General features: G+C 49.1%; 19 protein-coding genes. 4 read left to right on the forward strand and 15 right to left on the reverse strand.

Features of this window, described 5'->3' with window-relative positions; translation table 11 throughout:
* The first annotated feature begins 86 nt into the window (after positions 1-86).
* Positions 87-899 carry a hypothetical protein gene (locus ACZ481_RS15080; protein ID WP_464766172.1) on the forward strand — a complete coding sequence of 271 codons (813 nt, stop codon included), beginning with the start codon at positions 87-89 and terminating at the stop codon, positions 897-899.
* A gap of 70 nt (positions 900-969) precedes the next feature.
* On the opposite strand, the gene ACZ481_RS15085 is transcribed toward ACZ481_RS15080, so the two are convergent.
* From ACZ481_RS15085 to ACZ481_RS15095, 3 genes are all read right to left on the reverse strand, one after another.
* Positions 970-1,992, reverse strand: a complete 1,023-nt coding sequence (locus ACZ481_RS15085; RefSeq protein WP_464766173.1) for a molybdopterin-binding protein — start codon at positions 1,990-1,992, stop codon at positions 970-972.
* 48 nt (positions 1,993-2,040) lie between these two features.
* On the reverse strand, positions 2,041-3,255 hold the full coding sequence (locus tag ACZ481_RS15090; protein WP_464766174.1) for an L-lactate MFS transporter: 1,215 nt from the start codon (positions 3,253-3,255) through the stop codon (positions 2,041-2,043).
* 379 nt (positions 3,256-3,634) lie between these two features.
* Positions 3,635-4,552 carry a LysR family transcriptional regulator gene (locus ACZ481_RS15095; RefSeq protein ID WP_464766175.1) on the reverse strand — a complete coding sequence of 306 codons (918 nt, stop codon included), beginning with the start codon at positions 4,550-4,552 and terminating at the stop codon, positions 3,635-3,637.
* Positions 4,553-4,814: 262 nt separating this feature from the next.
* Here ACZ481_RS15095 and ACZ481_RS15100 point away from each other — a divergent pair, with 262 nt between their 5' ends.
* Positions 4,815-5,951, forward strand: coding sequence for a uroporphyrinogen decarboxylase family protein (locus tag ACZ481_RS15100; protein ID WP_464766176.1), 1,137 nt, complete (start codon positions 4,815-4,817; stop codon positions 5,949-5,951).
* A 141-nt stretch (positions 5,952-6,092) separates the two neighbouring features.
* Positions 6,093-7,388, forward strand: a complete 1,296-nt coding sequence (locus ACZ481_RS15105) for an MFS transporter (protein WP_464766177.1) — start codon at positions 6,093-6,095, stop codon at positions 7,386-7,388.
* 248 nt (positions 7,389-7,636) lie between these two features.
* Here the strand turns inward: ACZ481_RS15105 and ACZ481_RS15110 are convergent, their stop codons facing one another.
* The 7 genes from ACZ481_RS15110 to ACZ481_RS15140 all read right to left on the reverse strand — a co-directional run bounded on the left by ACZ481_RS15110 (position 7,637) and on the right by ACZ481_RS15140 (position 16,993).
* Positions 7,637-8,407 (reverse strand): patatin-like phospholipase family protein, encoded by a 771-nt coding sequence (locus tag ACZ481_RS15110; RefSeq protein ID WP_464766178.1) that lies wholly within the window; start codon positions 8,405-8,407, stop codon positions 7,637-7,639.
* Between the two features lie 812 nt (positions 8,408-9,219).
* Positions 9,220-9,498, reverse strand: coding sequence for a hypothetical protein (locus ACZ481_RS15115; protein WP_464766179.1), 279 nt, complete (start codon positions 9,496-9,498; stop codon positions 9,220-9,222).
* A gap of 257 nt (positions 9,499-9,755) precedes the next feature.
* Positions 9,756-10,421: an MBL fold metallo-hydrolase gene (locus ACZ481_RS15120; RefSeq protein WP_464766180.1), complete on the reverse strand. Its 666-nt coding sequence runs from the start codon at positions 10,419-10,421 to the stop codon at positions 9,756-9,758.
* A gap of 51 nt (positions 10,422-10,472) precedes the next feature.
* Positions 10,473-11,498, reverse strand: coding sequence for a hypothetical protein (locus tag ACZ481_RS15125; protein ID WP_464766181.1), 1,026 nt, complete (start codon positions 11,496-11,498; stop codon positions 10,473-10,475).
* A 491-nt stretch (positions 11,499-11,989) separates the two neighbouring features.
* Positions 11,990-13,894, reverse strand: coding sequence for an oxidoreductase (locus ACZ481_RS15130; protein WP_464766182.1), 1,905 nt, complete (start codon positions 13,892-13,894; stop codon positions 11,990-11,992).
* A gap of 85 nt (positions 13,895-13,979) precedes the next feature.
* Positions 13,980-15,083: a uroporphyrinogen decarboxylase family protein gene (locus tag ACZ481_RS15135; protein WP_464766183.1), complete on the reverse strand. Its 1,104-nt coding sequence runs from the start codon at positions 15,081-15,083 to the stop codon at positions 13,980-13,982.
* A 350-nt stretch (positions 15,084-15,433) separates the two neighbouring features.
* On the reverse strand, positions 15,434-16,993 hold the full coding sequence (locus ACZ481_RS15140) for a PucR family transcriptional regulator (RefSeq protein WP_464766184.1): 1,560 nt from the start codon (positions 16,991-16,993) through the stop codon (positions 15,434-15,436).
* Between the two features lie 204 nt (positions 16,994-17,197).
* On the opposite strand from ACZ481_RS15140, the gene ACZ481_RS15145 reads away from it, so the two are divergent.
* Positions 17,198-18,724 (forward strand): SLC13 family permease, encoded by a 1,527-nt coding sequence (locus ACZ481_RS15145; protein ID WP_464766185.1) that lies wholly within the window; start codon positions 17,198-17,200, stop codon positions 18,722-18,724.
* Between the two features lie 209 nt (positions 18,725-18,933).
* Here ACZ481_RS15145 and ACZ481_RS15150 read toward each other — a convergent pair whose 3' ends face one another.
* From ACZ481_RS15150 to ACZ481_RS15170, 5 genes are all read right to left on the reverse strand, one after another.
* Positions 18,934-19,590: a uroporphyrinogen decarboxylase family protein gene (locus ACZ481_RS15150; RefSeq protein WP_464766186.1), complete on the reverse strand. Its 657-nt coding sequence runs from the start codon at positions 19,588-19,590 to the stop codon at positions 18,934-18,936.
* 41 nt (positions 19,591-19,631) lie between these two features.
* Positions 19,632-20,054, reverse strand: a complete 423-nt coding sequence (locus tag ACZ481_RS15155; RefSeq protein ID WP_464766187.1) for a hypothetical protein — start codon at positions 20,052-20,054, stop codon at positions 19,632-19,634.
* Positions 20,055-20,177: 123 nt separating this feature from the next.
* Positions 20,178-21,512: an MFS transporter gene (locus tag ACZ481_RS15160; protein WP_464766188.1), complete on the reverse strand. Its 1,335-nt coding sequence runs from the start codon at positions 21,510-21,512 to the stop codon at positions 20,178-20,180.
* A 147-nt stretch (positions 21,513-21,659) separates the two neighbouring features.
* Positions 21,660-22,538, reverse strand: a complete 879-nt coding sequence (locus tag ACZ481_RS15165) for a 4Fe-4S dicluster domain-containing protein (protein WP_464766189.1) — start codon at positions 22,536-22,538, stop codon at positions 21,660-21,662.
* Positions 22,535-25,216: a molybdopterin-dependent oxidoreductase gene (locus tag ACZ481_RS15170; protein WP_464766190.1), complete on the reverse strand. Its 2,682-nt coding sequence runs from the start codon at positions 25,214-25,216 to the stop codon at positions 22,535-22,537. The genes ACZ481_RS15165 and ACZ481_RS15170 overlap by 4 nt, the downstream gene beginning before the upstream one ends.
* Between the last annotated feature and the right edge of the window lie 11 nt (positions 25,217-25,227).

A 25,227-nucleotide genomic window follows, 5' to 3' on the forward strand; every position in this document is an offset into this window, starting at 1 on the left:
TGATGGTGACGAATAAATCAAGAACAAACGCCAATATATTCACTGCTGGGCTGCAGCCTGTGTTCATCAGCAGAAATACTGCGGAAATGAGCAGGGATTACGCCTTCAACAGCTTGCCGTCAGCCACACCGGCCTGGACACCTGCACCGCAAAAAGCGATCAATCTGACAGCCGTACAGATATCGAATCCACTGGCCGTGACAATCATCTTAAGCACTGACGGCGACGAAAGCTTCCTGGCCTTAAGGACAACAGAGTCCTCGCCAACAATAGTCCAGTCTTTGCCCTCCGCCTACCGGCTTAAAAGCGGCGCTACTATTTTTGTCCGCACCGCCGATGAAGCAGAAAAATGTGAGGATTTTGGCGCCGTAACGGCTACGCAGGTCGCCTATAACAGCCGGAGCGATTTTACGAATGCTGCCAATGCCGCAGGGTTCCCCGACGGGCAGTATGCCACCTTAAGCTCAGGCTTGCTTATTGGCACCAGGGGCCGCATCGTGCTAAGCTATGCCATGTCGCTGGCGGCCCTTGAACAGCTGCAGATCGAAAGTGTTATCATTAAATTTTATTGCCGCCTGGCGCTGACGCTTGCCGTCGGCACCAGTACGATGATCTTTTACTGGCGGCCAAATTCTGCCGATGATTGGCTAGAACTGCAGCAGGCCAGCCTTTCCCTGCTGGGTACTCTTGATTATTTAACAACCCCGCTTGCCCAGGACATAACCGCGCAGGTACTGGCGGCGGCAAATCCCTGGGATGTAATCAGCAGCCTGCAAACATCTTTTGTGGGCTCCCATACCGGACTGGGACTTGGCAACACAATCCAGTTGGATGCTGTAGTAGTTGAAATATGCGTAACCAGTTCAAATCAGCTCACCCTCTTCGGCTTTGAAACGTAAGACGCCTCTTGCAGTTCCCGCGCTGACACAACGAAGGTACTGCCCGCTACTGTCCGGCAGGCCGCTGCGCCTACAGACCGGTTCCAAAGGAACAGGCCGGATACCGGCAAAGCTCACAATTGAGACATAGGCCGCCAAGGCCCAGCTTTATGATATCCGCTCGCGCAAGCCGTTGTCCGGCCAGCACAAAAGGCAGGAGCAAGTCAAAAACTGTTGTTTTATTATACATTACACAACCAGGCAACCCTAAAACCGGAATCTCTCCTAAATAGGCAAGCATTAGCATCGACCCTGGCAACACAGGCGCACCATAGGTAATAATTTCGGCACCGGCTTGTTTAATACCGGCTGGGGTTACATCATCAGGGTCAACAGACATGCCTCCTGTTGTTAGGATTAGCTCAGCCCCATTGGCTGACAACACCTTTACTGCCTCTGCTATTTTATCGGCGTCATCGGGAACGAGAATATGTTGGCTGACAGTACAGGCGAAGGCCGCCACTTTTTGCGCAACCCCCGGTCCAAAACGATCTTTAATGCGCCCCTGATACACCTCGCTGCCTGTCGTTATAATCCCAACTCTACGGGGCCGGAACGGAGCAACAGCGGCAATCTCGGCTTTCTGCCCGATTCCTTCAACTAATTTCAGCTTTTCTTCTTTAATAATCAAAGGAATTATGCGAACACCGGCAACGATGTCGCCCCTTCTTACAAGCCTTTTATTATTGCGGGTGGCAATAACAATATCTTCTATCGTATTCATTTGTGTTAAAAACTCTTCCTGTACCGAAAACATGCCGTCATGCTGGGCGATTAAATTCACCTTCCCTTCACTGGGCTCAGTAATTTCAAGCCCGGTTCCCTGTATAGCCCGGGCAATGCGCGAGCCGGCTTCATTTTCATGGACAAATCCTGCTTGCAGTTCCCAAACATATACATGATCCTTGCCGAGGCTTAGCAGCTCCGGTATATCAGTTTCTCTAATGATATGCCCCTTTTTGAAGGCCGGCCCTTTACATCGGCCAGGTACAATCTTTGTTATGTCATGACACAGCACAGAGCCTACCGCTTCTTCAACCCGAACGATCTGCATTGATTAGCGCTCCTCTCCAATGATATTGATATATAGATGCTGGATTTATTATATTGATTGCCGTTTGGCTGCGGACCGGGCAAGGCATGTTAATAATAGACCGGCCAGATTAAGCATAGCGGCAACGATAAAGGCCTGGGCATAGCTATCTGTGGCTGCTCTGATGACAGCCGCTAACCGTGGCCCGATAAAAGCCCCCAGTCCAACCATGAGAAACATGAGACCAAAGTTTACGGCTAAATACTTCGAGCCAAATAAATCGGCAAGCAACGGCGCCATAATAGCCAAAAACCCACCGTAACATAAGCCCACAAGCATTACCATGCTGACAAAAGCCAGATAGCTTGTGACTTGTGTCAGTCCGAGCATAGCCGCAACCAGAATAATAAGCTGTATGAATATAACCGCGAAACGGCCTAATTTATCCGATATCCAGCCCCAGCCAAGCCTTCCCGCTGTATTGGCTATCGCTAATAAACCGACAATACCGGCTGCCAATTGCGGCGATACGTTAACGACATCCTGAGCAATAAGCGACACATGACCAAAGAGCATCATCCCGGAGGTTGCTACCGCCAAAAAGATGCCGGCTAGTAAATAAAATAAGGGACTCATAAGCACCCCGGTCCAATTTACAGCCAAGGCCCCGCCGCCCTGAGCGGCAGTTACCATTTCGGCCATGCCCGGCGGACGATAATCGGACGGAGCTGCCTCAATCAGCCAGGAAGCAAGAACAATCGTCACCATAAAGCCGATCCCCAAATACTTAAATGTCGGCAAAAGCCCAACTCTTTCAATCATCATTACGGCCAGTGGCGCCCAGGCCACTGCCCCCAGACTGGCGCCGCCTGTAAGCAAGCCGGAAGCCAGGCCCCGCTTATCCGGAAAAAATTTGACAATATTACTGATGGTTCCGGCCGGATACACTAAAGACAGACCCAGACCGGCCAGGGCGGAAAAAACATATAGCTCGGTGCGTGTTGCCGTATAGCCAAGGCCGATAAGCCCGCCGCCAAAGGCCACCCCCCCGGCCAGAATGATGATCCGGGGTTGTATATGTTCCTGCAGCTTGCCGGCCAGAAAAGGCAGTAAAGAACCGAGGGCAAGCATCAGAGTAAACGAAAGTGAGACATCGGCAACAGGCCACTGAAAATGATGGCTGATTGGGTTTATAAAGACACTCCAGGCATAAACAATACCGGCACAGCCATTACAAATAAAACACAGAACCAGAAAAAACCATCTTTTGGATTCATAATGCATGAGATTGTCCTCCTTTCTTACAGCAATGCGATTGCTTATCCTATCTCCTCTCTTTGTCCCCCTGCAGGGTTTTATTGTAAAAAACAAAACTTGCACAGGAAATAAAAAAGCCTAGCCCATAGCCAGCAACCGGTTACTGTTGCTAGCTAACGAGCTAGGCTTGTCTACTATATACCAGAAGTTTTGTTCCGGTATCATAAGCAAGCTACTCATAATATAATTAAAATTTAATATTCCTATTTCATTATAATTGATTTTTCAGCATTCTTCAATATGTATCCTGCTTTAAACTTAATGTTGTGGTAATAATTGGCTGTGTTAGGTCCGGCCAATCGCTTTTGTGTGACGTTTGCATATGCTGCGCCTTAGTCTTTTGCATTTATCGGTAATGCGCAGTCAAGCTGTTCTCATCTATGGTCTCAAGTACCTTGAAAAGCAGCTGGATGGCCGGATTATTATGTTTCTTTTTCCAGATAGCCACTATATTGGCGCAAGCGTCTTCGCCCTGCATATCAACAATGGAAATTCCGGGAGGGACATAATGTGCCAGTTTGGGATTCTTCGACCAAAAGGAAATGCCCACACCTGCTTCCACTAACCAGAATATTCCTTCCAGCCGGGTTGTTGTACTAACTATATTAGGTGAAAAACCCTGTTTTTCACAAAATTTGCTGAACCATTTATAGTCGTCCGGGTTTTCTTTCTCAGACAAAAGAATGAAGCCTTCATTGGCGAAAGCTGAAATGTTGATCGAGGTTTCTCCGGCATAGGGATGGCTACTGGGCAGAAGAAAGCATAACGGAAATTTGTAAATTACGCGCTGCATGAATTTGTCGGATTTAAACTGATTGCCAAGTCTAACGGTGAAGACAAGGTCTAATTCTTCAGAATCCAGAGCATCCTCCAGCATTTTGAGGGTAAGAATTTGAATATCCATATGTATTTGCGGGAAAAGAGCCCGAAATCTTTTTATAGCATAAGGCAAAAAAGCACTTTCATCGCCAAAGCAGCCTAGTTTTAGATTGCCCCGTATTCCATTGCTTGCCTGGCGGGTTTTCTCAACAACCGCCGCCACATTGTTGAGCAGATTGACGCCTTCTCTTAATAAGGTTTTTCCTGCCACGGTCAGTTCCAGTGAGCAGTGATGACGAATTAACAATTCAACCCCCAATGCCTCCTCAAGATCGGCAATCTGTTTGCTTATCGTCGACTGGCCAATAAACAGGCGTTTAGCAGCCTCGGTAAAACTCAAACACTGGGCAACCATTATGAAAGAACGTAAATACCGGATGTCCACAGCGCGAACGCCCCCTTAACCTTTTCTACACTTATTATACTACAAATTGCTTGTAACCTCAGCAGCGCTGGGGAGCTATAGTTTAGGCAATATGTATTAATTAAGGCGGGCACGTTTTTAGGAATACCGGCCTGAATTTTTTGAATTTGACGAAAACTAGCAGGCTTGTTTATGATATTAACCAAAGGAGAGGTGGGAGAGGAAGCTGACAAAAAAAGATTTGACAACTATCAATTGCAAAGAATACTGGAGGTAAATCTAAATGGCTGATATTATGACGGCGGAAGAAAGACTTGTCGCCGCGATTAATCTGCAACCGGTAGACCGGATTGTTTGTGCACCAATCATCGAGCAGTATGCCGGTCAGTTTGCGGGCCTTAGCAACAAAGAATTCATGTCAGACTGGAACAAAGCTATGGCGGCGGTCCACAAGGTTTGGGAAGCCTATCCGGTGTGGGATTGTAACTCGTGGATGCTGTGCGGGCGTTTTGCTGCCGTTGCCCATAAGTGCGGCCCCGGCCGGATGCGCTTGCCCGGTGAGGAACTGCCAGCTGACGCCCAATACCAAATTATCGAATTCGAGGCTATGAAGCGGTCTGATTATGCAATCGTCAAAGAAAAAGGATTTGATGAATACCGCCTTTCTTTTCTGGAACGCTGCCATGAGACATCGCGCGAAGAAGTGCTGTCCGGCCTACAAGAGTCCGCACGGCTCAGAGCGGATGAAATCGGCAGAACGCTGGCGCGCGGGCAAAGTGCGTGCTATGGCTTTATCGTCGGCACGTTTCCCTTTGAAGCCTTTTCGATCATGCGCTCACTGGAAAAATTTTATAAAGATATGTTTCAAATAGGCGGTGATCTGGAAGAACTGCTGACCAAAGCGACTACTGATCTTGTACAAAGTGTCATACCGGCCGTCAAAGCGTCCGGTATTAACCGGGTGTTTGTAGGCGGGGTCAGAGGCAGCGGCCAGTTTATTTCTCTGAAAAATTTTGAGCGGTTTGTTTGGCCTAATTTTAAAAATTTTCTTACTAGCCTGATAGACAATGGTATCGTACCCATTCTCCATTATGACGGCGACTGGACCAAGAATCTGCCGTATTTCCTGGAGCTGCCCAAGGGAAAATTCGTGCTGGAACTGGATAGCTCAACAGATCTTTTTAAAGCCCACGACATCCTGAAGGATCACTGCGCCATTATGGGCGATGTATCGGCCGCTTTGTTTACGGTGGCATCTCCCAGCGAGCTTGATGAGTATGCAAAAAAACTTATCACTACATTCCGGAAAAGCGGAGCCAGCCTGATCTATTCATCAGGCTGCAACGTTCCAATCAATGCCAAGCATGAAAACGTGAACGCGTTTTTTGCGGCCGTGGAGAAATATGGCAGATACAGTTGACCTGACCGTTACCCAGCCTTGTAGAAATTGCATACTAGCCAGACTGCTAAGCCTTTTCTGCATAGCTGCATAGAGAAATAAGCATAATTCAATTCCATTTCTTACCGGGATTGAATTATGCCAAATTGGGGAGGTATGCTTATGGATAGGGGAAAGGTGCTGCAGCAGTTAAAACGCTACCGCCTGCCTATTTATATTGTCGCCGTTTTAGGTTTTATGTTGACTCCATTTAATCGCCAGGCACCTGCCGTCATGGGGCCGGAACTCATTAAAGATCTGGGGCTTACGGCGGTTGATTTCGGCTTCATGGGTTTATCCTTTATGTGGGCCTACGCCCTGATGAATGCGCCGCTGGGCAATTGTCTGGACCGGATTGGTGTCCGCCGGGGGTTAACCGCTCTTTTACTCATGATTAGTATCGGCAGCTTCGTCTTCTGCACAGCGCAGACTTTTCTGGTCGCGGTTATCGGGCGGATTATTGTTGCCATCGCTGTCGCCGGTTGTTTCATTGCCGGTGTGAAGGTCATTAGCAATTGGTATAGTAGCAAGGAGTTTCCCGCTATATACGGTCTGTATATGGGCTTTGCCATGCTGGGCGGGGTTGGGGCGACTGCCCCCCTGCAGTTTATGATGACAAGCTACGGCTGGCGTTATTCCTTTGCCGGCATTGGGATTGTCAGTGTAATCTTAGCGGTTATTGCCTATCTGGTTATAAAAGACCGCCCTGCCGATGTCGGCCTGCCTGGGCCGGATGAATTGACCGGCGCGGCAACTCCCGCCGGCAATAGAGCAGCAACCCGGGCAAATGGCTGGGAAGCCTTCAAAGAGGTTTGCCGTATGCCAAAACTATGGGTGGCTAATTTTTGCATACTTGGCGTGAACTCCAGCGGGCAAGTGATTATTGCTTTATGGGGCGGGGTCTATTTAGCCAATGTTTACGGCTTAAGCAAGCCGGTCGTGGCTGAAATACTCATGGTTTCTGCAATGGGCCTGGTTGTGGGGGCATTTGTATCCGGCTGGCTTGTTCAAAAAATAGGCGTTCTCAATGTCATGTTATCAGGCACCGGGTTATTTTTAATCTCCTGGCTGTATATGACTATCCATATCCATACCCTCAGTATCCTCGAACTTAAAATACTGTTTGCTCTGTTTGGCTTTGTACAGCAATATACGGTAAATGGCTACTTTTCCTTGATAAGGCAGTTGGTGCGGCCTGAGCAAATGGGCACGGCCACCGGCTTAAATAACGGCTTCGTATGGATTGTCGGCGCCGGGGCCTTCCAACAGATATGGGGGTTGATGATTAACCATATATCGCAAGGGGTAACACCCTATCCGGCTGCAGCTTTCCAAACGGCAATGTGGCTGCAGGTGTTCGTTCTGGTATTGGGGCTTAGTTGCGGACTATATCTTGTTAAAATGTTACGCAAGGTATAGTCCGGTATATTAGCTATAATTAAACTCAACTTAATACATATCCATATCCATAGCCATCCCCTGCCTCCTGCTGCCAAAACAATGCCTGCTCACTGAGACAATTACTAGAGTAAGCTCAGAGCGGCTGTTGTGGTGCCTGGCGACGTACATTTTAAGTATCCTCCAGGCAAAAACATAGTCGCTCGTCAATGTTTTTGCAAAAAGATTTATCAGCAGGCTATGATGCAACGGTGAGCTGATTGTCTACCTTATGATATTAAAGACAAAATATTTTTTCGCTGCGCTTCAGCTGCTCGTTCACCGGCCTGAATCGCAGCTTTCATTTTACGCACGTCCAGAAAAAAAACCTCCTGCACCTCGGGCTGAATGATTACATCGGCATCAGCAAGCGTAGCCGTCCGTATGCTGCTCATCATAACGTTATAGGTGCGAAAAAGAAGCTCCGGCAAGTTTTGCGGTTCCTTGGCAACAGTCTCTATATTGACATCGACGGCAATTCTTATATCCGCTATTTTTCTGTCCAAAAGATTAACTGGCATATTATTGAGTACGCCCCCGTCAACAAGAAAACGCCCCTCCCATTTTACCGGCGGCAAAACTCCCGGTATAGCGGAACTGGCTTGTAATGCCCGCAGGAGCGGCCCCTGATCATGGATAACTTGCCGGCCAGTGATTAAATCTACAGAGACGGCCTTGAAGGGAATCGCTAACTGTTCAATCTGCCTGACGCAAGCTTCTTCTTCCAATATTTTTAATAAATATCGATAAACCTTATCACCTAACAATCCATTTTGCCCAATTCCCAGATTGACATTGCGCAGGATGGCCAAGTCATCAATACTGGCTTCCATTCTTTCCGGCGTAACCCCGCAAGCGTATAAGCCGCCAATAATCGCGCCCATACTGGTGCCGCAAATAGAATGAATCTTAATTTTTTCACGCGCGAATACCTTTAGCACGCCAATATGGGCTAACGCCCGCACTGCACCGCCGCATAAGGCCAAACCCACCTTTTTCATTACCAATCCCTTCTTGTACGCGTATAATTTATTCGCTTTTATTATAACTTGTCAAAAAAAATCTTATCCAAACTAACAACAATAGTTCTGCTTAAACGCTCAATACAAATATAAAAGCTATAGTGTAACACCGCCGTCAAGGAGGAGGCTGCGTATAATCTTGGAGATATTATTCTTTTTCGCAATCACTTCCCTGGTATAGGGATTGCCTGAGAAAGTAGCTATTCCTTAAAAGCCTCACTAAGAATAGCAGCATTACTGTCGAGAATGATTGCCAGGACTTGCTGTCCTGCCACCAGCGGGCCACTCCCGGCGGCAATATCGATCAGTGCGTTGCAGCCGGCACTTCTTCATTTTTTCCTCCCCTACTGGTACTGTCATCTTTAGTGACCTACCGCACAACAATAAGCCAATGAAACAAAAAAGCCTAGCCCATAGAAAGCAACAAATATTTGCTGCTTTGCTATAAGAGCTAGGCTTGCCTACTATATACCGGAAGTTTTTATTTCGGAATCATAATCAAGCTACTCATACTAAACTTAAAAATTAAACTTTCTTACATCGTTATTATAAACGATGTTTTGATTTCTTCAATATCTTCCTGCGGCTATGTTTTCATTGCTTAAAAATATGCCATGAGAATTACAGCATCAATTGCCGGTACTCACAGTTCGGCTCTGCCGGTACAAGGCGGCATTCGGCGAATAACCGCTGCTTAGCTGCCGCTTAATGAGTAAATACTTTTGTGCCTTCCTTGCCTAGCACGGCCACGACCACTGCGGCCAGCAGATATAAGGCGGCGGCGCTATAGCCTACGGCTGCCACTCCAGGGAAGTTGTCCATTTATGCCCGATTCGCTTGGCTAAAAAACGAACAACGGGAAAGCCCAGGAAGCCGCCCGCAAACATCAGGGTGACAAAACCAATGGATTTCTGGATGGTAAAGCCTTTTGCCACCATCAGAGTACTGAACCAAGTGGTCAGCCCGACATTGTCTCCCACGGCCGCGGTCCACCAAATAGTCACCATGATTGTCGTCACCAGATATTCTTTGCCAAAAATGGCGGCCAAGCCTACTTTTTCATTTGCCACCGGTGTATAAATATTTATTTAAGTCTGTTTTTTTGAAGTCTATCTTTCCTGTCGTAAGATTTTACTAAAATAAATAATAAACGAGCCCGGTAATTTTCGTCAAATTCAAATGATTCAGGTAGTTGTTCCTAAAAATCATGCCACAGGTCATTAGACAAGCTCTCACAAACTTGCGACCGATCTGGTGGCAGCTTCCGCAAAAAAAAATCTGCCCCCACCGGATGGAGGCAGATTAACGCCTTGGCAGATTCCGTATATTAAAGCAGCCGCGCAACCGCTTCCCTGGTATGAGGTCCGTCGTGCCCGCCGTAGAAAGAGTGGAGGGTCTTTATTTGCAGCAGACTGCGGACGCTGTTCACCAGCTTTTCTTCATCTGTTGCGATAAAAGCCAGGCAAAGCTCGCCGGTGAAGGGCGATTCCCGCAGCATATCGCCCATGATCGCTTCCCCCGAATCAAGCACCACCGAGATGGAGCACTCACTGTGGCCCGGCGTGTAAATGGTTTTCCCGGCTACACCAAAGGGAGTAAGGTCGAACTCGGAATCAACAATGATATCGGGATTAACCGGTTTTATAACATCGGCCGCATCATTGGCGATCAGCTCAATGAAGCGTTTGCCGACCTCGCCCCGGGGTTTAAACTCCAGCCATTCCCCCTTTTGGAGAACAGGCACGGCCTGTTTATGACATAACACAGGCGCACCTGTCAGGTCTTTCAGTTCATTGACGCGCGAGCAATGGTCCCAGTGGGCGTGCGTAATGACAATCAGGCTAATCTCTTTAGGATTTATGCCCAGCTCCGCAAAAGCCTGCACATAGGCTTCTTTGTCACTTTGACACCCGGTGTCAACAATAATCATTCCTTTATCCTGAATAAGCGTTAAATTGGAGACACCAAATTTTAATGGCGTTATCCTGCTCATACTACTTCCCCCTCGCTGACTGCTCTCATCGCGGGCCTCCGCCCAATATCACTAGAATCCCCAGACCACACCAACGGTAAGTTCTTTATCCCGGCCACTCTGCCCATCGACTGCGGTGTCCATATATATAGCATGGAGAGAAGTGCTCTTATTCATTTGGTGGTTGTATTTATAAAACCAGCCATGCCAGTTGCTGTTGCCAAGCCACATGTTAGTGCCCTTAAAGGGAAAATTGCTGTACGAATACAAGCTATTGACCTGATTGACAGCATTGTTTTCCACCTTCTGATACTGCGCCACAAAGACATCCTTGCCTTTAACATAGGCCCCCCCGACAAGATAGGCGGAATTATCGCGGTCGGCATTAGACCTGGCATACTCGGCATTCAGCCAAAGATGGGGAGCCACATTGACGGAAGTATTAAGTGCCCAGGAACTCAGGCTGGTGTCGGAATCGGCGGGCTTATCGTGGGCAGCAGCCAAGCCCAGAGAGACCTGAGGGGAAATTTTCCCGCTTATTTCCGCTCCATACCAGGTGGAGGTTTTGCCCCCGTAGTAGGTTTCCATAATGTGGGACGTATTGGTTTTGCCGGCAATAAGCTTTACATCAGCTGCCCCTGCTTTCGTTGTGGCAATCAAGCCGTCGAATTTATTATCATACTCAACCTCAGTCCCGGTACCGATAATCATCCCCTGCCCCAGCCTGACACCTTGCCGGCCGACGCTCAGATCCCAATCTCCTTGCTTAATCCTTAGCCCGTACTGGTCAATTTGTTCATAGGACTTATTGGCGCTATTGTCATTGCTGGTCTGGCCAAGCCTGTTCCGCACCCCAAAACGGGTGAACATAGTAGTGTTATCATCTATTTTTGCCGTTAGGTTGATCCGGCCGGTGAATTGAAAAAACGATTCGTCAACATCAGCACCACCGATATTATCATCAAGACTATAACCCCGCAGCCGAAAGTCCCCAGTAACATCAACCGGAACCGTGTTTAGCGGCATTGCCGCCGCAGCAACAGTAAAGGAAAATATACCACCGGCAATAAGAATAGGTGTTACAAACTTCTTCATCATATTCTTCTCTCCCCATATTCCATTATTAATCTGCTCAACAACGCATACGATCATAGTTCCTGCTATGGTTTCCGGCCGGAAAACCAGGCAACCGGCACTGTTTGTGCCGCAATCAGTAAGTCATATGCCCGCTAACCTGCTCCTCCTCTTTCGCAAAATATTTAGAATTCTTAATTCAGTCTATCATGTCCAATTTTAGGATCATATGTATTGCTGCCCTAAAAACGGTTTCTCAATTTATGCTGAAAACACAATTGACAATAGATATAGAAAAGACTTGGCTTGTGCCAAGTCCTTTAAGACGCCGGCAGAAGCCCCTGTCCCCTTGGAGAATAGTCGTTCTTATGTACATAGAATTTATTTATAACTCCCGGTAAACTAAGAAAAAGCAAAGGCCCCGAAGTTCTAACTATGAACTGTAGGGCCTTTGCCACAATTACTATTTACTTATAGGAACAGGGACTGCCGCTATTTATGCCAACTGCATCAAATTACGCGTTCAGACCGGCAACAAAACCTTCACGAGAAGCTTCTATCGCCTTGCGGGCCTTTACCGCGTCCCCCACAACAACAACCTCACAAAGCTCCTTTAGTTCCTCCTGCAGAGGATTATACGCTTTGGTGCCGATGGCAAGAACTACGGTGTCACAGGGGTAGAGGGTCACGCAACCGCCCTTCTCGATCAGCGCCCCCTGTTCCGTAATACCGGCCAGCTTGACTTGGGTTATAACCTCGACAAACTGTTTTTTCAGCAGATCTTTGAGATCATCCCGGATGCCGCCTTCCATTTCCAGACCGATTTCCGGCAGCATTTCGACAAGCGCAACCTTCTCCCGGCATTGAACAGCGAGGTAGGCTGCCGTTTCCGACCCGATCATGCCGCCGCCGGCCACCAGCACGTTCAGGCCTGGGTCCACGCGGCCGCGCAGCACATCTTCGGCTAATACCACATTCGGACCGTCGAGCCCCGGCAGCTTGGGAATAATCGGCTTAGCACCGGTAGCAATGATAACCTTGTCGGGCTTGCCGGCTTTAACAATGCCGGCCGTTAAAGCAGTATTCATATGAAGGGTAACATTCAGTTTTTTCAGTTGCCGGTTAAGCCAGGCCGGATAAGAGAGAAAATCGCCTTTATAAGGAGGATACCCGGCGGCAATAAACTGGCCGCCCAGAGAATCAGCCGCCTCGAAGAGATGCACCTCGTGGCCTTTGCAGGCCGCGCCCCGGGCCGCCTCCATACCGGCGACGCCGCCGCCGGCAATAAATACTTTTTTAGCGACTGGCGCCGGGGAATAATCAGTCTCAAACTCATAGCCCAGTTCAGGATTTACCAGGCAGTAAATAGGAACCTGCTGATAGGTGGAGGCGGTACAGCCTTGCAGACAGGCGATACACTGGCGCACCTCCTGTACCTGTCCGGTCTTTACCTTATTGGGGAAATGCGGGTCGGCCAGAGATCCCCGCCCCATAGCAACGAAATCCGCTTTGCCGCTGGCGATAATATCCTCTGCCATCGTCGGCTCCTGAATCTTGCCCACCGTAATTACCGGGATTTTGACCAGCGTTTTTGCTTCCTCGGCCAGGTGCACATTCCAGCCCCGGCTTTGAAAGAAGGAGGATACCGAGCAAAGGGAAGAACGGATGCCATACAGGCCAAAGGTCAAATGAATAGCATCTGCCCCCCATTGTTCAATGTCGCGGATAATCTGGCGCGTTTCAAACATAGTGCGGCCGCCTTCGGAGTATTCGGCGCCGGAAAGACGAACCTGCAACGGAAAATCAGGGCCGACTGCCTGCCGCACCTCGGCCATTACCTCCCGCAACAGGCGGGTGCGGTTGTCGTAATTGCCGCCATATTCATCAATTCGCTTGTTGGTGCTGGCCGACAGGAAGGTATGAATCAAGTACCCATGGGCGGCATGAATCTCCACACCGTCAAAGCCTGCCTTGACAACATTGCGGGCCGTAATGCCAAAGTCCTTTACGATTTGCTGAATTTCTTCCACCGTCAGCTCACGGGGCAGCTCTTTATTCCAGGGGCAAATGAGCGGCGACGGCCCTACCGGCTGGACATTGCCGTTAACGCAATGGTTGCTCTGCCGTCCGGCATGATAAATCTGGCAGAAAATTTTTGCATCATACCGGTGGATAGTATCGGTCAGCTTTTTGTGGCTGGGGACCTGTTCCTCCTTGTACAGGCCGCCGATATACGGATAGCCCATGGCATGTTCGTTGACAGCGTAATTCTCGGTAATAATCAACCCCCAGCCGCCTTTGGCCTTTTCCTCATGATAGGCGATATAGCGGTCGGTGGCCGTTCCTTCCCGGTTGTTGAGGTTGGCTACCATCGCCGGCACAACCAGCCGGTTCGGAATCTCACAGTTCCCAATTTTCATGGGAGAAAATACATGTGGAAACATCTTGACTCGCTCCTTATTAAATTCAAGTCTTAGGAAGCCCCCCTAAGACTTGAGGCAAAATTTATTGTCCGGTGGCAGCCGCGATCATCGCTTTAACATTCTCCACTTTCGCATTGGGAGGTACGCCACAGCCTGAAGAAAGAATAAAGCCGGGTCCCATATCTTTGATTAAACGCAGGCTGTAGTTATATACATCATCCGGTGTCCCCAGGGTAAACAAGGCCGCCGGCACATCGCCCTTGATGCACATGCGATCGCCCAGCACTTCTTTAATTTTATAAATATCTGTGGCCGCATCGGTTTCAAATACACACGTTCCCTTGGGGAAAGAGCGGAAAAACTCCAGGTCCCGTTCCCAGTGGGAATCAATGTGAAAGTTTACGACAGCCCCTTCTTCAATGATAACGTCGGCTGTTTGCTTAAGATATTTCCAGACAAACCGCTGCCACAGCTTCGGCACAAAAAACTCACTGGCCCCCCGGGCCGGCGATAAAAATACCACACCCGGTTTGGCTGTGCGGATCTGTTGCCGCAAGTGTGCATGGTTTTCCTGCTGGATTACGTCCAGGACGGCCTCAACCTTGTCGGGAATCTTATACAAATCCCTGACAAATTTAGGCATGGAGCGCCCGCCATTGAGGTACTCGTACACAACCGCGCCGGACAGCGGGGCATAGACCACACAGCCATTGTCTTCAAAGTTTTTAATCATCTGCGGTGTTTCCGCCAGCTCTGCAAACAGCTTGTCAAGCGGAATATTCAGCCTGTTTTGCAAATAATCCATCATAAAAGGTGTCCAGCCTATATTGAGGATCGTATCATAATCCTCGACTGTCATCATTTCCTGTTCCTGCAACTGCCACATCACGTTGTCAGGCAGATCAATCCCCGGGAGCTTGACTCTGGCCATATACACAAGGGGCATGATGGCGCCAAAGCCCACTGCATTGGTAGTTCCGTCAGCCCCTAATGCTTTTATTGATTCTACCATTACCTGGTTGGAGCGTTTCAGGCTTGAGCAAAAATCTGCTAATGTTACGCCCAGGTGCTGGGCACAAAACGCATCGGCAATAGGTATTACCGGCGTCCTATCGGGTTTTTCCAAGGCAATCGCCTTTCTTAACCGTTCCTTGCGTTCCTGGAGCAATTCTGCATTTGACTTCACAATATCCCCTGCTTTCTTTAAGAATATATTAAACAAAATCCTCCTTTTGATGAAATATTGCAAATTCTTTGTTTATTGTAGCACGGTGATATTTCAATTTATATGTATCTCTATCCCGAAAACATTTGAGATTTTTATGTTCACAACACAATTGACAAATTGCAATCTATACTTCTATTAACTCAACTTTGTGAGGATAACTATGCCCACAGAGCAGGAAACAGGGCTGGTGAAAGCATAAATCCGGTTGCTGGCATTTAAAGCCAGGAACCGGATTTATGCTTTGTTACTTATGGCTGTTTTGCAGTAAGAACTGATGGGGGACAAAATTGGCTGCTAGCTGTTTGTCATTATTTAAAATTGGCACAAGTAAGCAGCAAATAGGAATAGTACAGTTTAAACATCGCAAAATCATTCTCCATATCGATAGCGAAGAGTTCCTTAAGTTTCTGGACTCGATAGGCGGCAGTATTTTTGTGTATATACAGTGCTTGCGCTGTCTTAATAAGATTTTTATTGGTGTTAAGATAGGTCCATAAGGTTTTGAAATAATCTGTTCCATGGCTCTTATCATAAGCCTGGATCTGCATAACCGTCGAACTGCAATAGTATTTCAGGTCAGGCACATTCTGATTTGCGTTGCGCAGAGTCAATACCATATCGTAAAATTTAAAATCCTCATATTCAAAAATAGGGCCTGCCGCCGGCAGCAGCGACGCAGTAAACAACGCGCTTACCGCTTGATTGTAGAACAGGCGCAGATTAAAAAGGACGCTAAACACATCACTACAACCGGCGCAGAGGGTATGATCCTGGCAGAGCTTCTCAAGCGCCAGTCGTGCTTCGGGCAAGATGCCGCTGTTATTTTTTATTTCCACGAGCACGACTACGTAATTCTTATAATGGAAAGACCAGGACCGCGGAAAAAGCGCCGCCAGCGACCGTTTGAGAAAACTGTCGGTGGCATCCGCATGGGCATATTTCGTAATATCAATCGCTATCAGTTGATACACAGCGCCTTTTTTGAAGTGGGTATCCCTGATTCTGCTCAAAAACACACTCTTGCTGTCAATTGTGCCTTCAAGCAAATCGATTAACAGGTATTCCGAGCGTTCGCCGCCCTTATACGCCCGTACTTTTTTTTCAAATAAAATAGCTTTCGCGCACACATTGCTAATCTGCTTGTACAGCTCTTTATCAAGCTCCGCTAAATTTTGATTTGCTTCCAGGGTCACGAGATAACCCAAATGATGACCGTTCAAATAGATTTTGCTGATCAGACGCCGGAGCGGACTAATATCAAGGTCATTATAGTACGGAGTATTATCATCCGGAATTGTTTTGAAAGAAGTATGCCGGTAAATTGCGGAAACGTATTCATAGGTAAAATAGCCACGTTCATTCGTTTCGTTCCAGGGCGAATCTGTTGTCTTCAAAGCACGCGAGTAGGCCAGTACATGGTAGCTGGCATCCATTATCTGTACCGGGTTATGAACGAATTTGGCGATCATTTCGGCCAGAGAATTAAGATTATCTGCTTTTAGAAATAAATCAAGCAGTTTAAACGAGCTGTTTAAAAAATCCCATTCTTTGTAAAATAATTGTTTAACTTGATTGAACAATTGAAATGCGTCTGTTTCCTGTGGATAGCCCACCACCACCATATTGTTAAAAGCAATCCCGGCAAAAGGCTGGTCACAGTCCATCACCAGCAGCATTGCTGCATTTTCAATACAATGTAATTCACTAAGCTGCGAGGCAAGACCAATATGTAATATATCTTCGCTAAAATATTGTTGCTTTCTCGTGATGAACGAAAGGTTTGTATAAGTATGAGCAGCTTTTTCGTAAGCAATAAGGCGAGGCAGAAAAGACGATGTTTGATCAATGATTTGTGTCAAAGAAATCATAAATTCCTCCTGTCAATTATGTTTGGGATACAAAAATCACCTTATTTTTTGTGAACAGAACTCATATCTATTTAAATTCCACAATGCTATGATTTTTATGTAAAATTCTTAATATTTACAAAATACGGGCAAAAGGGAAGGTGATAACCCTATTATTAGTCTCACAGATTAACTATCTAATCAACTTCAGGGAGGATGATCGGAATGGAAAAAACGATTGCCACTAAAGGTGTGCCGACGGAGCCAAATACGGCGAATACCGGGTTCTACACAAAAATCATCATCGGCTTGATCATTATGTTTGGGTTTGGCTTTTTGCCTGCGCCTGCCCCAATAACAACTGTGGGAATGAAGTTAATTGGTATTTTTATTGGTTTGATATACTTCTGGGGCTGCGGCGAAATGAGCTGGCCCAGCATCCTCGGTGTTGTAGCCATTTCTTTCTACATACATGATATTTATCCACCGCAGGGCCCTAACCCGCTGCCGGAAATTTTCAAGGCAATTGAAGGCTCGGTTGGTAACTGGGTAGTGGCTTACTTGATAGCCAGCTTACTACTGACCTATACTTTAACCGAGACCGGAATCATTAAACGCCTGACGCTCTGGTTCATGACCCGCGATATCGTCAAGCGCGGCCCCTGGACGTACACGGTGGCGCTGCTCTCTACGGTAATGTTTGTCGGCCTTTTCCTGGATGGCTTGGTAACAATGATCTTTTTTCTAGCCATCGCCTATCACATGTTCGAAAAGCTCGGCTATAAAAAAGGCGATGCCTATCCCCTCATGCTGGTGATCGGGATAACCTTTACAACCAACATGGCCTTCGGTATGACACCGATTTCTCATACCATTGTCTTAATCGGCATGAATGTATACACCCACCTTACGGGAGTGCCGATCGGTATGCTGCAGTATATGCTGGTGGGCATTCCGGCCGGCCTTGTTGTATTTACCCTGATGCTTCTATTTTTCCGCTACGGCGTAAACCCGGATGTAAGTAATTTTAGGAATATCGACTATGACAAGCTCCTGGGTGAGAGACCCGGCCCGATGGGAATCCGGGAAAAAGTGACAGCCTGGGTTTTCGGCCTTGTCGTTCTGTTTTGGATTTTGCCAGGGTTTTTCGATTTATTTGCTCCGACATCGCCGATCACAAAATTTCTCCATGAAATTACAATACTAGTGCCAACCTTTATCGGCGTAATTGTCATGTGCATAATACGGATCGACGGCAAGCCGCTTTTGGATTATGAAGCCGGATTTAAAACTATTCCCTGGGGAGTTACAACCCTGATAACGGCAGCCATGCTCATCGGCGCTGTTCTGACGGAAAAGGCAACCGGCATTACCGATTACGTTGTCAGCCTGATTATGCCGCTCTGCCAGTATGGCTTATCGCCTTTTATACTGGTGGCTACGCTGCTGACACTGCTCATCGTCTGCGTCAATTTTGCCAACCACGTCCCTATGACTATTTTGATGCTGGTCGTGTGTATCCCCATGGCGGCTACAATCGGTGTTGATCCTTTAATCTTAGGCACGGTGTTGATCTTGGCCGCTCAATTTGGTTTCTGCGTTCCCTCCTCTTTGGCATCCATTGCGCTGATCTATGGCGACCCCTGGGCTCTACCACGCAAAGTGCTGTTATACGGACTAGCCGTCATGGTATTCTCCATCCTCGGGATAATCCTGGTCGGTTATCCGCTGGCAATCGCTGTTATGGGTTAATACTCTATATTCCCGTCTTGCAGACCTGTCCTTTCTTCACCTAGTGACAAGCAGTAAGCGGGCTGATATTGGCCCAACCCCGCCCATCAACCCGCTTGCCACACTGCAATGATTTGGCCGCTATACTTTTCACCTTGGTGTCTGAGAATACAATCTACTCCCCAGAGTGCCAAAGTTGTTGCTGAATTACTTTGCCTTAAGTTCCCTAATCAAAACCGGCCATACTTATCGACTGCGGCAAAGAAAGCCTTTACATTTTCGTGTTTGGCATTGATTGGCACATTGCAGCCGGATGAGTAAATCAGGCTGGCGCCGCTTTTACGGAAAGTAGTGATGAGTTTTTTGGCATACTCATCAAGCTCGCTGGGAGACGCTACGGTAAAGAGCGCGGCCGATACATCGCCCATAATGGCGCAGTGATCCTTCAGGATGTCGTGGGCCTTGAAAATATCAGTGGCACTATCGAGTTCCAGCACGAATTTGCCTTTGGGCAGTTCCAGGAAATACTCCAGATTCTTCGTCCAGTCACCGTCATAATGGAGGATGGGAACAATATCATTTTCAATCAGGGTAGTAAGAAAATATTTCAGATTAGGCCAGACAAACCGTTCGAAATGCTTCAGGGAAATAAACTGGCCGCAGCCTCGGACGCCGCCCACAAATACCCGGTTAACGCCAGTGGCTTTAATAGCCGGAATGGCACTGGCCAGCAGGTCTTTGGTCGCTTTGGTCAGTATTTCCTCCAGTTCTCCCCCCATTTGAAACATGTCTTTATAAAACTTTTCGAGGGACCGCATAATAGAAAATGCCTCAAAGGGGAATGTGCCGATAATAAAGCCGTAACACGAACTTTGTCCGCGCGCCAAAGTTCTGGCAATTTCATCGGCCCTCAGCCTGGTAGCCTCTTTCAGCCCTGCAGCACTTCTTCTCTTGTGGTATTATGGCAACGTTCCAGGAAAGTCAGGCGATACTCATCAAAGCTTTTTTCTTTGATGATGGCGTAATCCTCCCGGTGCATGGCCTCGAATTCTATGATCTGGTATTGGGCGTTGTCATCCAGCTCTTCCCCCGGCAGACGCATCCGGCCGGGGCCGCACTTATGGGCAACGGCAGCAAAACGCCCGCACAGCATCCAGGAGTTACAATCCCATACAGGGTATGTTTCCCACACTTTTTGGACTGCCGCCATAGCCTTGTCCCAATCTGTCATGTACTCTTTGTTAGTAAGGCCCGCAAACTGACCGGCATATTGCTCAATGATCGGCGCGCAAACGATCCGGTCCACCGGCTGCAGATTTATCGCCGCAACAATTCTTTCTTCTACTGTCATACTGTCTCTGCCCATTGAATATCATTCCTTCCAGTAGTAATAGTAATTTTAAAATAATCCTGTTATTAAGTGACTGGCAATGTCCAAGCAGTTAAACTCGCTGATTTTGTGCTTGCCAGCCAATTATTTAGCCTGACTCAGGGCAGTATCCGAAACCTTCCCCTGCCAGGCATGATCGGTAGTAAAATAGAACAGGGATGCGCTAAGCAAAGGGATTACTGAAAAAAAGACAAAATCCAGCGCTATCGGCACATTATAGGTTAAGAGCGCACCAACAACAATGGGACCGATAATACCGCCGAAACGCCCAACGCCAAAAGCCCAGGTTACGCCGGTGGCGCGGCAGGTTATCGGATAGTTCTGCGCAAAGTACGATGCGGCTACGCCCATAATGCCATGCTGGCAGGCACCGGTAAGAAACAAAACCACCGACAGCACAGCAGCATTGGACAACTGCCCTAAACCGCTTACCAGCACCAGCAGGCAGCAGGCAATAATCAGAAACGTCTTCTTGCCGCCGAACTTGTCCTGTGACCAGCCCCAGAGCGGAATGCCAAGAATAAAGCCGGCATTCCAGGTCAGCATAAACCACAGGCTGAAATTCAGGGACCAGCCCTGCAGCGTCATCAGCTTGGGCAGCCACACCAAAACGCCATAGGTGAAAATATACAGAAATATGTTGCCGATCCAAAGTAAAATCGTATTGCGCGCCAAACCATCGCGGAACAAAGCAGTGACATCACTCTTGCCGGCGTTGAAGCCGCTTAGCTTATACTCATCATCAGGCCGCGGAGTAAAGCCGGGCTCTGCCTGGGACAACACCCGGGCCACTTCTTCCTTCCGGCCTTTTTTCAACAGATAGCTCATTGATTCCGGCAGATAGTGTTGCAGAATAACCAGGAAAATGGGAATAGCCGCCACATAGAACATAACCCGCCAGCCATAGGTACTTAACAGCGCCAGTCCTGTCAGGGTCGCAAGCAATGTGCCTGCCCCCTGGCCGGAGGTTACCCACACGCACAACCGGCTTCTGATCGCTTTGGGGGAATATTCCGATACATGGGCGATAGCCAGCGGGTAAGCACTGGCCAGGCCCAGACCGGCTATAATCCGGCACAGGGCAAACTCGTTAAAGTTATCGGCAAAGCCTACAGCGGTCGTAAAAATACAATAAATTGCCGTTGCCAGCATCATTGCTCTTTTACTGCCTATTTTTTCCGACAAGGGGCCGGCGAGGAAGGAGCCGGCGATCATGCCTACGAAGCCGTAACTGCCCAGTAAGCCAACCTGGGTCGGTGTCAGGTTCCAGTCCGCCATCAGCTGGGGAACAACCAGGGAGAAAACATTAAGATCAAAGCCGTCAAAGATCGCCGTCAGCATGCTTACAAACAAAATATTTCTGTAGAATTTGTTAAATTTCCCCTGGTCAATGATCTCATTAACCGCTACTGTACGCATTCAGATCACTCCTTATATCATTTAAAAAAAGCCTAGCTCGAAGAAAGCAAACACCTATCCGGTTTGCCAACGAGCTAGGCTTAACTACTCTATAGCAAAATTTTGTTTTGCTATCATAGGCAAAGCCACTCATGCTATTCAGGTAATTCAGCCCGGGTTATTCTTTTCAAGGTAGGTCATGCCCACATAGTGATCAGAATCGGTCCTAGCGGTGTATGTGACCGGCTGATAGCCGTCAAGAGTAATGCGGATAGCAACAGTTTTGTGCTTTGGCAGCCATTCTATTTCCCAGTCGCCAAAGTAGTTTGTCTCTGTCTCCCAGGTTTCACCAGTCTCGCTGCAGGTCGCCCGCACCCTGGCACCGATGCAGACCTCCTCCAGTTCTTGGGGATAGTAGACAGTGCCGGCGAGAAAAACAGTAGGGACATTCAGGTGTACTACGTTGGTAGCCTGGCCTGCCAGCGGTTCCAGTTGGGTAACGCGATTTTCAGCAATTACTTTGGCGATGGCGCTCTCCGGGTCGTCCAGGTCGCCAAAAATCAATGCGTTGTTGGGGCAGGCTTCTACGCAGCGGGGAACCTTAAGCTGCGGATCGCCTAAATGGGTCAGGTAGCCGGGCTCATCCAGCAGTTCCGCGCACATAGTGCACTTTTGCGGGAGCGCCAGCTCCTCGTTCCAGTAGACCGCGCCGATAGGGCAGGCATCGGCAATGGCCTGCTGGCCCTTGGCTTTGATAGGATCGATAATGACGATACCGTCGTGCCGCTTATATACTGCGCCATTCTCCGCGGCTGCCATGCAGGCCGGCTCCTGGCAATGGGAACAGGGGGTCGGCACGGTTGCCGTTTTAATTTTGCGCGAACTGTTCCCCCGCTCCCATTCCCGTATATCCATCCAGAACTGGCCCATCATCGGCTGCGGCGCAGACAGCGCGGAAGCATAGCCGCAGTGCTCGTCCTTGCAGGCCATGTAGCAGCAATAGCAAGACATGCACAGGCGCGAGTCGATCGCAATTCCTAATCTCATCTCACAGCAGCTCCCTTCTGCCGGTATTCTTTTTGTAGCTTAGCCTGGGTCGCCGCAAAACCGTGACCCTCAATAATTTCCTTACAAGTTGCCGACTCCGGATCGGCAGCCAGTGCAACCGCATCCAGCTTGTATTCGAAACACTGACCGACTGGCAGCGGGCCTTCGTACTTGCAGATGTCCATCAGGGTGGAGTTGGGCGCCATGCCGGGCACCATACTGCCGATAAGCTTACCCGGCGTCAGCAGGTTGACGCAGCCGCCAATATCCATTGAGGTTTCGCCCGGTGCCACTGGATTGTAGATACCCGACGAGCCGTAGGCGTGGATGGTGTTCTTCTCCACGCGGTAGGTGACACGGGCCACGCACACTACACTGCCCCGCTCGTTGAACAACAGCACCAGGTCTCCGTCGCTGATTCCCTTTGCGGCCGCTTTTTCGGGATGTATGCGGGCAATAAGATAGGGATTGCCGTCAATATAGCGGCGGTTTTCCGGAATCTCCCATAACCAGGGAGTGGATGAGTTATGCTGGGTATGGTAATCAAAGCGGGGATGAGGGGAAATAAGGTGGAAGGGATACTTGCGCGCCTTCAGCGAATGATGGCCTTCCCAGCTATATTTATACGTAGCAATGGGAGTGCGGGTCTCGTCGTGGGGCGCCCAGTGCAGCAGGGACTCGGAAACGAACTCGAACTTGCCGGTAAAGGTGCCGAGCTTGCCTTCCTCCTGGCAGGGCTTATGGTTCGGAGTGTCGCAGGGATAGCCCTCAGCAAACCAGCGGAAGCCGTAGTGGCGCTCCCAATTTTCCGGGACCCCGGCCACATAATAGCCTTTTTTGACAAAAGCTTCCCAGGAAATCTTATCGCACAGGTCCGACTTCTCCCAAAACCGCTTGCACCAGTCAAGCTCGCTGCGGCCCTCGGTGTACGCCTCGCCCCAGCCCAGCTTTGCCGCCAGCTGGGAAAATATCCAGTAATCAGAGCGCGATTCCCACAGCGGTTCAATGGCTTTGTCCTGAAAAACTACGATTTGCCAGTTGCAGCCGGTCTGGGAATGGGACTGGTAGCCGCCGTTGCCTGAGTTGCAGAACTCGCCGATATCATAACGCTCCAGGTTGGTGCAGGCAGGCAGGATGACATCGGCGAACCGGGCCTCGCCATGAAAATGGATGTCCTGATTGACCACAAACTCCAGTTCCGGGCTTTTATACATGCGGACCCATTTATTGGTATCCAGCATGGTGCCCATGAACGTGCCGCCGTAGCGGTAGAATAAATGCACCTTGCTGCAGCCTGGCTCGGGATAAACATGTTCGGTAAATTCCAAATCAATGCCGCCGCCGCAGAAGCCTTCACCATGCCATGCAAAGTGACCGTTGAGAATGGCGTCCGGCAGGTTAGGGCGGTAAAGCTTCTGGGTTACACAATTGACTGCGGTGCGATCGGCAATAGGCTGATTGGCAATCTGCGCCAGCGGGTCGGAATAACCGCCAAACCAGAAATTATAATCCATGGGGGCGCCGGTTGTAGCGGTCCAGATATTCTGCCCCGGCTTGCCCATACCCTGCATGGCAAAAAGCTGAACCATCAGGCGGGCAAATTCTGTGCCGTTGGCAGTACGGCATACGCCGCCAAAGCCGCCCCGGAGACCGCTGCCGCCCATGGTCCTGGTCGCAGCCCAGCGGCGGGCCAGCGCCTTGATGTCGGCGGCGGGAATTCCGGTCTCGGCTTCGCACCACTTAGGGGTCTTGGGTGTACGGTCCACGCCCTTGCCCAGGATATAGTCAGCCCATTCATCAAAACGGTGGGCGTGCCTGGCGATGTATTCCTTGTCATAGGTCCCCTCGGTCAGCCATACGTAGGCGATGCCCTCACAGAGGGCAGCATCGGTGCCCGGCCGGGGAGCAAGCCACTTGTCGGCCTGCTTAACAGCAGAAAAGTTGTTGAAGGGATCGATATAGATGAACTGTACGCCCATATCATCCAGCCAGTGGCGCCACATGGTAGACTCGTTGGCAGCATAGCCGCCGCGGGTGGTATCAGGGTCATGAGACCACATGATCATGGTTTCCACGTTCTGCAGGGCATCCTCTAAGAGATCAAAAGTCTCGCTGCCCCCCAGGCGCCAGTAGTAGCCGTAGGTGTGAGGCGCACCCCAGGTAAAGCCTTCCCAGGAGTCAGGATTATCCATAATCTGGGTGTAGCCCAGCATCCGGAAGAAGCGGGCAAAAGCGGACAGCTTATAGCCCAAAAGGCCCCAGGAATGATGGGAACCGGTAATAGCGGTAACCGCTTCCTTGCCATAGGTGGTCTGAACACGCTTGATCTCACGGGCCACGAGCTCCAGCGCCTCATCCCAGGAGGCCCGGCGATAGCCCGATTTCCCCCGGTTCTCGGTATTGCGGTTCTGTCCGTCCGGCGTTTCCACAAAATCTTCGCGGATCAGGGGATAGCGGATACGGTCATAGGCATAGGCCCGATTTTTCTCCGTCAGGGCGATAAGCGTCGTTGTGGCTTTGCGGTAAGGTGTATATTCCTGGCCCCGCGCTTTAATCACCCAGCCAGGAGGATCGGTTTCGTCAAAGATGATTGGCCTTATGCGCCGGATAACGCCGTCAACCGTATGAATGGCTATTGGCCCGCCGACACAGATGCTGTGGGTAACTTTCTCAACCACTGGTTTTTCCT

The organism is Sporomusa intestinalis (assembly GCF_055383785.1).

Coding starts and splice junctions, on each gene's coding strand:
- ACZ481_RS15125 (WP_464766181.1), bottom strand. CDS start 11,498: ATGATGAAGAAGTTTGTAACACCTATTCTTATTGCCGGTGGTATATTT.
- ACZ481_RS15120 (WP_464766180.1), bottom strand. CDS start 10,421: ATGAGCAGGATAACGCCATTAAAATTTGGTGTCTCCAATTTAACGCTT.
- ACZ481_RS15140 (WP_464766184.1), bottom strand. CDS start 16,993: ATGATTTCTTTGACACAAATCATTGATCAAACATCGTCTTTTCTGCCT.
- ACZ481_RS15085 (WP_464766173.1), bottom strand. CDS start 1,992: ATGCAGATCGTTCGGGTTGAAGAAGCGGTAGGCTCTGTGCTGTGTCAT.
- ACZ481_RS15130 (WP_464766182.1), bottom strand. CDS start 13,894: ATGAAAATTGGGAACTGTGAGATTCCGAACCGGCTGGTTGTGCCGGCG.
- ACZ481_RS15080 (WP_464766172.1), top strand. CDS start 87: ATGAGCAGGGATTACGCCTTCAACAGCTTGCCGTCAGCCACACCGGCC.
- ACZ481_RS15110 (WP_464766178.1), bottom strand. CDS start 8,407: ATGAAAAAGGTGGGTTTGGCCTTATGCGGCGGTGCAGTGCGGGCGTTA.
- ACZ481_RS15090 (WP_464766174.1), bottom strand. CDS start 3,255: ATGCATTATGAATCCAAAAGATGGTTTTTTCTGGTTCTGTGTTTTATT.
- ACZ481_RS15100 (WP_464766176.1), top strand. CDS start 4,815: ATGGCTGATATTATGACGGCGGAAGAAAGACTTGTCGCCGCGATTAAT.
- ACZ481_RS15105 (WP_464766177.1), top strand. CDS start 6,093: ATGGATAGGGGAAAGGTGCTGCAGCAGTTAAAACGCTACCGCCTGCCT.
- ACZ481_RS15145 (WP_464766185.1), top strand. CDS start 17,198: ATGGAAAAAACGATTGCCACTAAAGGTGTGCCGACGGAGCCAAATACG.
- ACZ481_RS15165 (WP_464766189.1), bottom strand. CDS start 22,538: ATGAGATTAGGAATTGCGATCGACTCGCGCCTGTGCATGTCTTGCTAT.
- ACZ481_RS15155 (WP_464766187.1), bottom strand. CDS start 20,054: ATGACAGTAGAAGAAAGAATTGTTGCGGCGATAAATCTGCAGCCGGTG.
- ACZ481_RS15160 (WP_464766188.1), bottom strand. CDS start 21,512: ATGCGTACAGTAGCGGTTAATGAGATCATTGACCAGGGGAAATTTAAC.